General features: G+C 72.1%; 9 protein-coding genes. 6 read left to right on the plus strand and 3 right to left on the minus strand.

The window, feature by feature from the left end; translation table 11 throughout:
* Positions 1-30: 30 nt before the first annotated feature.
* The 3 genes from FNH08_RS35745 to FNH08_RS35755 all read right to left on the minus strand — a co-directional run bounded on the left by FNH08_RS35745 (position 31) and on the right by FNH08_RS35755 (position 2,357).
* Positions 31-870, minus strand: coding sequence for a triphosphoribosyl-dephospho-CoA synthase (locus FNH08_RS35745; RefSeq protein WP_152775688.1), 840 nt, complete (start codon positions 868-870; stop codon positions 31-33).
* A gap of 9 nt (positions 871-879) precedes the next feature.
* A complete protein-coding gene (locus tag FNH08_RS35750; RefSeq protein ID WP_152775689.1) occupies positions 880-1,818 on the minus strand; it encodes an intradiol ring-cleavage dioxygenase in 939 nt (312 codons plus the stop codon).
* Between the two features lie 89 nt (positions 1,819-1,907).
* Complete coding sequence (locus tag FNH08_RS35755; RefSeq protein ID WP_152775690.1) at positions 1,908-2,357, minus strand: ATP-binding protein; 450 nt, start codon at positions 2,355-2,357, stop codon at positions 1,908-1,910.
* Between the two features lie 291 nt (positions 2,358-2,648).
* Between FNH08_RS35755 and FNH08_RS35760 the strand changes: the two genes are divergently transcribed.
* The 6 genes from FNH08_RS35760 (at position 2,649) to efeB (ending at position 9,204) form a co-directional block, all read left to right on the plus strand.
* Complete coding sequence (locus FNH08_RS35760; RefSeq protein ID WP_152775691.1) at positions 2,649-3,443, plus strand: hypothetical protein; 795 nt, start codon at positions 2,649-2,651, stop codon at positions 3,441-3,443.
* A 185-nt stretch (positions 3,444-3,628) separates the two neighbouring features.
* Positions 3,629-4,387: a YcnI family copper-binding membrane protein gene (locus FNH08_RS35765; RefSeq protein ID WP_152775692.1), complete on the plus strand. Its 759-nt coding sequence runs from the start codon at positions 3,629-3,631 to the stop codon at positions 4,385-4,387.
* Between the two features lie 134 nt (positions 4,388-4,521).
* Positions 4,522-5,202: an SCO family protein gene (locus tag FNH08_RS35770; protein ID WP_152775693.1), complete on the plus strand. Its 681-nt coding sequence runs from the start codon at positions 4,522-4,524 to the stop codon at positions 5,200-5,202.
* Positions 5,199-5,690, plus strand: coding sequence for a copper chaperone PCu(A)C (locus FNH08_RS35775; protein WP_407704514.1), 492 nt, complete (start codon positions 5,199-5,201; stop codon positions 5,688-5,690). The genes FNH08_RS35770 and FNH08_RS35775 overlap by 4 nt, the downstream gene beginning before the upstream one ends.
* 41 nt (positions 5,691-5,731) lie before the next feature.
* On the plus strand, positions 5,732-7,852 hold the full coding sequence (locus FNH08_RS35780; RefSeq protein ID WP_322726032.1) for a copper resistance CopC/CopD family protein: 2,121 nt from the start codon (positions 5,732-5,734) through the stop codon (positions 7,850-7,852).
* Between the two features lie 8 nt (positions 7,853-7,860).
* The gene (efeB, locus tag FNH08_RS35785; RefSeq protein WP_152775695.1) at positions 7,861-9,204 is read left to right on the plus strand and encodes an iron uptake transporter deferrochelatase/peroxidase subunit; all 1,344 of its coding nucleotides are present in this window, start codon (positions 7,861-7,863) and stop codon (positions 9,202-9,204) included.
* The last annotated feature ends 46 nt before the right edge of the window (positions 9,205-9,250 follow it).

Raw genomic sequence — 9,250 nt, forward strand, 5'->3', positions numbered from 1 at the left:
CCCCAGACCCACCCGGAGCCCCCCAGAGACCTACGCGGCCACCGCCGCCGCGCTCATCACCACCGGCAGCGAGTCCGCGAACAGGGCGCCCGCCAGCAGGGAGGCGCTGCCACGGGGGCTCCACCCGCGCGTGTGGAGGTCGGCGTCGAGAGCGGTCAGCGCCTCGTGGCCGGCGTCAGCGGACGTCCCGCCCGCCTCCAGCACCGTACGGGCGCCGGCCTGGACGTGGCGCAGGCCGTGCGGGCCCGCCGTGTAGAGCAACTCCGTGTCCTGGAGCGTGGACATGACGGTGAGGAGGGCGTCGAGCCGGGCGTGCGGTTCGGGCGCGCCCGAGGAACGGGCCTTGTGCAGGGCGTCCAACGCCCGCCGTACGTGCGGGAACCCGGCCCGTGCCTCGCCCCGCGCCCCGGCCGCGCCGTACTTCGCGGAGACGGACGAGCCCCGGGAGGGCCTGCGCGGGGCCCGTCGGTCGGGGTGGGCGGCGATCTTCTTGGCGGTGGCGGCGAGTTCGCGTCCCCGGGCGCCGGGCTCCAGGGCCGCCGCGGCGACCAGGAACCCCAGCACCCAGGTCGCGCCGCGGTGGCCGCCGCCGGCCAGGGACACCGAGTGTTCGGTGGACCGGCCGATGGCGCCCAGTTCCGCCCGGAGTTCGGGTGTCGGCGCGCCCGTCCGGCGTGCTGCCGCTGCCATCGCCGCGAGGCCGGGTGTCAGCGCCTTCGCGGACCAGCGCCGGGCGCAGTGGTCCTGGCGGGTGACGCGGGCGTCGAGGTCACGTGGATCGGGCAGTCCGGGCTTGGGGGCCAGTTCCAGTTGCCATGTCAGCGCGGCCACGGCCGCCCCGGCCAGCGCGTCGTCCTCGCGGCTGCTCATCCCCGCACCCTACGAGGAGGCCGAGGCGGACGGGGAGGGGGCGTCGCTCGGGGCGCCGGACGGGGGCTCGCCCGACGGGGGCGTACCGCCGCCACCGCCGCTGCCCGCGCCGGTGTTCTCGGCGTCCGGGTCGATACCGAGGGTGATGTAGCCCTTGTAGCCCTTGGACGGGTCCTTCTTGTGGACCGGCTCCAGGGTCAGCAGGCCGCTGGAGGCGCCGCCGCCGTCGTAGACCATGTCGTCGTCGAGGGTGGTGTAGCTGCCGGTGTGCTTGCTGTACGGCTCCAGTTCGAAGACGGACTCGGCGACGTCGTCGTCGAAGAAGAGCTGGCCGGTGAAGTTCACCTTGCCGCCCTCGTAGGTGCCGTCCTCCTTCTCGCCGCCGGTGTGCACCTTGACGTGGATGTGGCACGTCCGGGGCGTGTACCAGCCGGGGATGATCGTCTCGAACTTGACGACCCCGTTGGCGTTGGCGATCTGGTAACCGCGCAGGTAGGTCTTGTCGTTGGCGTCCGAGCCGTCCTCGCTCTCGGCGGGCGCGGAGCCTCCGGGGTTGGCCGTGGTGTAGCCGGAGTAGTAGCCCCAGGCGTCGCAGTGCCAGATCTCGACGGCCGCGCCGGCCACCGGGTCGCAGGACTCGGTGGTGTCCTGCACGACGATGCGCAGCGTCAGGGGGACGCCGTCCTTGCCCTCGGTGATGTTCTTCCGCACCAGGGCGCCGTCCAGGTAGTACGGCCCCTCGGTGACGCTCGACATCAGCACGCACTGGCTGCTGCTGGTGGAGGTCGTCGAGGCCACGGCGGTGTCCGTGGTGGTCGTAGTGGTCGTCTCGTCGGCGAAGGCCGACTGGTATCCGGCGGCCGCGAGACCGCCGGCCGCGACCGTGCCCCCGGTGACCGCGATGGCGCGGCGCCGGGTGATCGTTGTGTTCCTGTGGTTTCCCGTCATGCCCGGAAAATTAGGGAAGCCTGCCGTCAGGAAGCTGAGGCGGAGCTGTGAGCACCCTGAGAGTGCGCTGCGCCGCGATCAAGAGTGTCCTACACCGCCATCAGCGGGGCGCCCTCGCGCCACTTGAGGATCTTGTCGAAGCTCACCACGGCGCCGCCCCGGCCCGGCTTGTTGCCGATGTGGACGTGGTCGGCGAGTTCCTGGATGAGACAGAGGCCACGGCCGTTCTCGGCCTCGGTGCGGACCGCACGGATCGGCGGGCGCTCTCTCGTGACGGGAAAGCCCGGCCCGGAGTCGGTGACCTCGATACGGCACTTCTCGCCGTCGAGGTACGCGGTCACCCGGTACGCCCCGGACGAGCCGGGCACGTCCCCACCGTGTTCCACGGCGTTGGCGCAGGCCTCGCTGAGGGCGACGGAGAGGTCGAAGGAGATGTCCGGGTCGACGCCCGCCGTCTCCATGGCGCCGATCAGGAGCCGTCGGGCGAGCGGCACGCTGGCGGCGTCACGCCGCAGATGCAGTGACCACCAGATGCTCATGCTCCAGCCTCCTGGCCGCGCCTCGACATACCGTTACGTATTGCCCCCAGTACGGGTGTGTAAGCGCGCGGATCGCGTGATGCCGCCCATACAGCGGATGCGCGGACGGCGGATATGGGTGTATGAGGGCGCGTCCGGCGGCGGGTTCCCGCCGGTTCGTCCCTTTCGGGAACACCCAGCTCAGGACATCCGCCGGGCACCCCGCTGAACGCGCGCCCCCCTTCCGGCCGTACGTCACGTCGTGGACCTGCCGAATGGGGCGGGTAGGGCCAGTGCGATGATGAGCCGGCCATGACTGCCCCCCACGAGCGCACGGCGCGCGCCGGAGGTGATCTCCGGGTTCTGAGGGCCGCGGTGTTCGCCGCGGTCTGCGTCGTGCTGGCCGCGGCAGGTCATGCGCTCGCCTCCTGCGCCACGGTCCCGCTGTGGACTCTCGGCGCCGGGTTCGCCGCCGTCTTCGCCGTCGCGGCCCCGCTCGCCGGGCGCGAGCGCTCGCTGCCGGGCATCGCGACGGTGCTGGCGCTGGGCCAGACCGTGCTGCACACGCTGTTCGGGCTCGGCCAGCACAGCACGTCCGTGCCCGCCGGAACCTCCGACGCCATGAACGCCTCTCTCGTCGAGCGCGCGGCGCGCCTCGTGTGCGGGGCGACCGCGGCGGCGATCAGCCCGGCACAGGCCCAGCGCATCCTCACGGACGCCGGGCTCGACGCGCACGCCACGCACGGCCCCGCGGACGGCATGGCGATGGCGACGGACTCCTCGGCGTCCGTTCTGCCGACCCTGCCGATGCTGCTCGGCCACGTTCTCGCGGCCGTCGCCGCCGGTTGGGTGCTGCGGCACGGGGACCTGGCGCTGCTGCGGATCGTGCGGCTGTCCGCGGGCGCGACGCTCGTACGGTCCCTGCGCGCGGCCCTCGCGCTGGTGCGTGCCCTGCGCTCCGGGCTCCCGGGTGCCCCGGAAGCGGCGCCCCGCGTCCCTCGTTCCGTTCACGAGGCGCCACCGGCACCGCGTACGGCCACGCTCCAGCACACGGTGATCCGGCGCGGCCCGCCGTCCCGCGCCGCCGTACTCGTCCTCGCTGCCTGACGCGACGCGCCACTCCACCGGAGGGGGGCGCCGTCGTCGGCACGCGCGCGTGGCCGTCGTTCTCGCCGCCCGGGGCTTCTGCCCGGTCCCGTCAGGGAGCCGCTTCGGCGGTTCCGATGGCACCGGCGCGCTCGCGCACCCCTCTTCTTCTCCGGACCATCCGTCACTGTGGAGTGTCATCTGCCATGAAGGCTTCTCGTATCGCCGCCGCCGGCGCCGTCGCCGCCTCGGCCGTCGTCGTCCTGTCCTCCCCCGCGTTCGCCCACGTCAGCGTGTCGCCCGAGGGCACCGCCGCCAAGGGCGGGTACGCCACCGTCAACTTCAAGGTGCCGAACGAGCGCGACGACGCCTCGACCACCAAGCTGGAGGTGAACCTCCCGATGGACCACCCGCTCGCCTCGGTGCAGCCGGAGGCCATCGACGGGTGGAAGGTCGAGGTCACCCGGTCCAAGCTCGACAAGCCGGTCGAACTGCACGGCGAGAAGATCGACGAGGCCGTCTCCAAGGTCACCTGGACGGCCACCGGCAAGGGCATCGAGCCGGGCTACTTCCAGAAGTTCCCGCTCTCCGTCGGCCAGCTCCCCGAGGACACCGACGAACTGGTCTTCAAGGCCCTCCAGACGTACTCCAACAAGGAGGTCGTGCGCTGGATCGAGGTGCCGAAGGACGGCGAGGAGGAGCCCGAGAGCCCGGCCCCGGTGCTCGCCCTGTCCGCCGCCACCGAGGACCACCACGGCGGATCCGGCGCCGACGCCGACCAGGCGTCGGACTCCAAGGATGGCGACGACGCGAAGGCCGCTTCCGCCGAGACGTCCGCGGCCGAACCCGCCGACAGCTCCGACACCACGGCCCGCGTCCTCGGCATCGTGGGCATCGTCGTGGGTGCCGCGGGCGTGGCCTACGGCGTGCTGGCCGGTCGTCGGCGTACGAGCACGAGCGCCTGACCTCTCCGCCTCCGCCCCGCACCCGGGGGCGTACGGCCTCGTCGGCCCGACGGCGCACCGCCGTCGCACCCCTGCCGACCGTCGTCGTACGACCCCGGTGCGGGCCGGGCAACGAACATCTGGGACATTTTTCTATGCGCACGAACAGCCCGAAGAAGACGTACGCGGCGGCCGCCCTGCTCGCCGTCTGCGCCCTCACCCTCTCCGCCTGCGGCAGCAGCGGTGACGACGCGAACGCGCCGGTCGCCGAGGTGTCCGCGGAGTCCGGTGCGGCCAAGGCGGCGACGGTCCTCGACAAGCCGTTCGAGAAGCCGGACCTCGTCCTCACGGACACCCACGGCAAGTCGTACGACCTCCGCAAGGAGACCAAGGGCAAGCCGACGCTGATCTACTTCGGCTACACCAACTGCCCCGACATCTGCCCGCTGACGATGAACAACATCGCCGTCGCCAAGAAGGAGGTGTCCAAGAAGCTGCCGAAGTCGGAACTGGCGAACCTGCGCATCGTGTTCGTCACCACCGACCCGGAGCGGGACACCCCGAAGGCCCTCGGCGAGTGGCTCAAGGGCATCGACCCCGATGTCGTGGGCCTGACCGGCGACTTCGCCACGATCCAGGCCGGCGCCCGCACCATGGGCATCTCCATCGATCCGCCGACCAAGGGCAAGAACGGCAAGGTCACCTCCATGCACGGCACCCAGGTCATCGCGTTCTCGCCGAAGACCGACGGCGGCTACGTGCTGTACGGGGAGGACGCGACCGTCGAGGACTACGCCAAGGACCTGCCGAAGCTGCTGAAGGGTGAGAAGCCGTGAGGCACCTCACCGGAGCAGCCGTGGTCATGACCGCCGTCCTCGCCCTCGCCGGCTGCGGTGGAGACGACTCCGGCGGCAGCCAGGGGGCCGGCGTCAAGGTGGAGTCCGCCTACATGCCCCAGCCGGTCACCGCCGCCATGGCGGCCGGCTTCCTGGTCATCGAGAACGACGGCGACACCCCCGACACCCTCCGGTCCGTCACCAGCGACATCGCCCAGGACGTCACCATCCACACGACGTCCGGGCAGACGATGGAGAGCGCCGACGGCGACGACCGCGCGATCCCCGCCCACGGCAGGCTCGTCCTGAAGAGCGGCGGCATGCACCTCATGTTCGAGAAGCTGAAGCGCAAGCCGAAGGAGGGCGAGACGGTGTCCCTGGAACTGCACTTCACGAAGACCGGCCCGGTCAAGGTCGAGATGCCGGTGAAGTCGGCCACGTACCGGACGGCGTCGTCTTCGTCCTCTTCGTCGTCATCGCATCAGTGAGAGAGGGACCACCAGTGAGGGAGGGACCACCGTTGAGCCCCGTGAGGCAGGCCATCGCTCCCCGTGTCCGGGCGCTGTTGCTGCTGTTCGTCGCCGTGACCGGCGCCCTGCTCGCCGGCGCCGTGCCGGTCTCCGCGCATGCCGCCCTGACCGGGAGCGACCCGCAGCAGGGCGCGGTGGTCAAGGAGGCACCGAGCCAGGTGTCGCTCACCTTCTCCGAGAAGGTCGCGATGTCCGACGGCTCGGTGCGGGTGTACGACCCCAAGGGCAAGCAGGTCGACACCGGCAAGACGTCCGACCTGGGCGGCAACAGCTACGGGGTGAAACTGCACTCGGGGCTGCCCGAGGGTACGTTCACCGTCACCTACCAGGTGGTCTCGGCGGACAGCCACCCCGTCTCCGGCGCGTTCACGTTCTCCGTGGGCGCGCCCTCGAAGACCACGGCCGCCGTGCCCGAGCAGTCGGCGGGCGGCGGGATCGTCGGCAGCCTCTACTGGCTCGCACGCTATGCCGCGTACGCCGGTTTCATCCTCCTGATCGGCGGGGCCGCCTTCGTGCTGGCCTGCTGGCAGCGAGGGGCGGCGGTACGGCCCGTGCAGCGGCTCGTGGTCTCCGGATGGCTCACGCTGACCGCGGCCACCCTCGCGATGCTGCTGCTGCGCGGCTCGTACACCGGGTCCGGGAAGGTCGGTGACGTCTTCGACCTGAACCTGCTCGGGACCGTGCTGCAGACCAAGGCGGGCGCGGCGCTGGTGTCCCGGCTGCTGCTGCTCGCGGCGGCCGCGCTGTTCATCGCCGTGCTCTTCGGGACGTACGCGCGACGGGACGAGGCCGAGGAGAGCGTGGGCGCTGACGCCGAGGGGAAGCCCTCCTCGGACGACGGCTCCGAGGACGGCGGCGCCGAACAGGACGACCGAGCAGACCAGGACGACCACGCCGACCAGGACGGCGACGCCGTACGGGACGGCGACGCCGAACCGTACGCCGACAAGAAGGACCTCGCCTTCGGGCTCGCGATCGGCGGGACCGTGGTGGCGGCGGGTCTGGCCGCGAGCTGGGCCATGGCCGAGCACGCCTCGACGGGCATCCAGACGGGGATATCGATGCCCGTCGACGTGGTGCACCTGCTGGCGGTCGCCACCTGGCTGGGCGGGCTCGCGGCGCTGCTCGTCGCACTGTTCCGGGCGCCCGCCGAGGCCCCGATCGAGGCGGCAGCCGTACGCCGCTTCTCACGCGTCGCGTTCACCAGCGTGCTCGTGCTGGCGGCGACCGGCATCTACCAGTCGTGGCGGCAGGTCGGCTCCTGGTCGGCGCTGACCAGCACCTCGTACGGCCAACTGCTGCTCGTGAAGATCGGGCTCGTCGCGGTGCTCGTGGGCATCGCGTGGATCTCCCGGCGGTGGACCGACCGGTTGGCCGACCCGCCGGTGGAGAGCGTGGATTCCTCGGCCTCCGTGGCCTCCGAGGTCGCGTCCGAGGTGGCGCAGCGTACGGGCGGGGCTCGTACGGCTGTGGCCTCGGGCGGGGGCGCGGGCTCCGAGGGTTCGGCGGACTCCGGACAGGACCCCGACGATCCCGAGCGCGCCGCCCAACTGGCCCGGCAGCAGGCCGCCATGGCCACCGCGCGCGAGAAGCGCATGCGGGACGCCGACCCGGGACGCAGGGGACTGCGCCGGTCCGTGCTCGCCGAGACGGGCGTGGCCGTCGTCCTGCTGGCGGTGACGACCGCGCTGACGACGACCGAGCCCGGGCGCACCGTGGAGGAGGCCAAGGCGGCCACGTCCGCGGCGGCACAGCAGTCCGACGTGGCCGGGGACTCCGGGGCGCTGGCCCTGGACATCCCGTTCGACACGGGGGGTCAGGACGGCAAGGGCGTCGTACGGGTCGACATGGACCCCGCGCTCGTGGGCGGCAACGAGATGCACGTCTATGTCCAGCGGCCCAACGGCAGGGTCTTCGACGTCCCCGAGGTGAAGGTCGCCTTCACGCTCAAGGCGAAGGAGATCGGCCCGCTGCCCGTGGTCCCCGACCGCATCGCCACCGGACACTGGACGGCCAAGGGAGTGCAGATCCCCATGGCGGGCAACTGGGAGATCGCGGTCACCGTGCGGACGTCCGACATCGACCAGGTGACCGTCACGAAGAACGCGCAGATCGGCTGAACCACACCATGGCTGACCAATCCACACCCAAGGCTCCCGCACCGGGAGCGGGTCTCGCGGCTTCCGCCGAGGGCGCCCCCGGCGTCCCTTCACCCAAGAGGGCGCCTCACCGGGAGACGCCCCCGGAGGGGGCCCTATCGCGGAGGCGTCTGCTGGGCACCGCCGGGGCGACCGGGCTCACGCTCGGCGCCGTGGGCGGAGCCGCCGGATACGCGGCCGCGCCCTCGGCCGACAAGGCGACGCCGCTCAGCTCCGTCGGCGCCGACCAGGTGCGGTTTCACGTGAAACATCAGCCCGGCATCACCACCGCCCTCCAGGCGCGCGGGCATCTCGTCGCGTTCGACCTGGCCGCGGGCGCGGGCCGTAAGGAGGCGGCCGCCCTGCTGCGCCGCTGGTCGGAGACCGCCCGGCGGCTGATGGCGGGCGAAGCGTCCGCGCAGGACGACACGGACGTGGCACGCGACGCCGGACCCTCGTCCCTGACGGTCACCTTCGGCTTCGGGTACAGCTTCTTCGCCCGTACAGGTCTGGAGAAGCAGCGCCCGGACGCGCTGGACCCGCTGCCCGACTTCTCCTCCGACCACCTCGACAAGGCCCGCAGCGACGGTGACCTGTGGGTGCAGATCGGCGCCAACGACGCGCTGGTCGCCTTCCACGCCCTGCGCGCGATCCAGAAGGACGCGGGCAGCGCGGCCCGCGTGCGCTGGCAGATGAACGGCTTCAACCGTTCGCCGGGAGCCACCGCCCAGCCCATGACCGCCCGCAACCTGATGGGCCAGATCGACGGCACCCGCAACCCGAAGCCGGCCGACAAGGACTTCGACCAGCGCATCTTCGTGCCCGCGTCCGGCTCCGGCGGCCCGGAGTGGATGGGAAACGGCTCCTACGCGGTCGTACGGCGTATCCGTATGCTCCTCGACGACTGGGAGAAGCTAGCGCTGAAGGACCAGGAGGACGTGATCGGGCGGAAGAAGTCCACCGGCGCGCCCTTGACCGGCGGCAGCGAGACGACCGAGCCGGACCTGGAGAAGACCGGCTCCGACGGCAGGCTGGTCATCCCGGTCAACGCCCACGCCCGGATCACGCGCCCCGACCAGAACGGCGGCGCGGCCATGCTCCGCCGCCCGTTCTCCTTCCACGACGGCATCGACGCGGACGGGGTGCCCGACGCGGGCCTGCTCTTCGTCTGCTGGCAGGCCGACCCGCTGCGCGGCTTCGTCCCTGTGCAGCGCAAGCTCGACCGAGGCGACGCCCTGTCGAAGTTCATCCGCCACGAGTCGAGCGGCCTCTTCGCGGTGCCGGGCGGGGCCGCGGAGGGCGAGTACGTGGGACAGCGGCTGCTGGAGGGGTGAGGGGCCCGGCGCCGGGACGCCGCAGAGGCGCGGGGGCGCGGGGGCG

This window comes from Streptomyces spongiae (genome assembly GCF_009377185.1).
Taxonomy (GTDB): Bacteria; Actinomycetota; Actinomycetes; order Streptomycetales; family Streptomycetaceae; genus Streptomyces; species Streptomyces spongiae.

What these genes read in the sequence shown, in the direction of transcription:
- FNH08_RS35760 (WP_152775691.1), top strand. Translation starts at nt 2,649, where the DNA reads ATGACTGCCCCCCACGAGCGCACGGCGCGCGCCGGAGGTGATCTCCGG.
- FNH08_RS35765 (WP_152775692.1), top strand. Translation starts at nt 3,629, where the DNA reads ATGAAGGCTTCTCGTATCGCCGCCGCCGGCGCCGTCGCCGCCTCGGCC.
- FNH08_RS35770 (WP_152775693.1), top strand. Translation starts at nt 4,522, where the DNA reads ATGCGCACGAACAGCCCGAAGAAGACGTACGCGGCGGCCGCCCTGCTC.
- efeB (WP_152775695.1), top strand. Translation starts at nt 7,861, where the DNA reads ATGGCTGACCAATCCACACCCAAGGCTCCCGCACCGGGAGCGGGTCTC.
- FNH08_RS35755 (WP_152775690.1), bottom strand. Translation starts at nt 2,357, where the DNA reads ATGAGCATCTGGTGGTCACTGCATCTGCGGCGTGACGCCGCCAGCGTG.
- FNH08_RS35750 (WP_152775689.1), bottom strand. Translation starts at nt 1,818, where the DNA reads ATGACGGGAAACCACAGGAACACAACGATCACCCGGCGCCGCGCCATC.
- FNH08_RS35745 (WP_152775688.1), bottom strand. Translation starts at nt 870, where the DNA reads ATGAGCAGCCGCGAGGACGACGCGCTGGCCGGGGCGGCCGTGGCCGCG.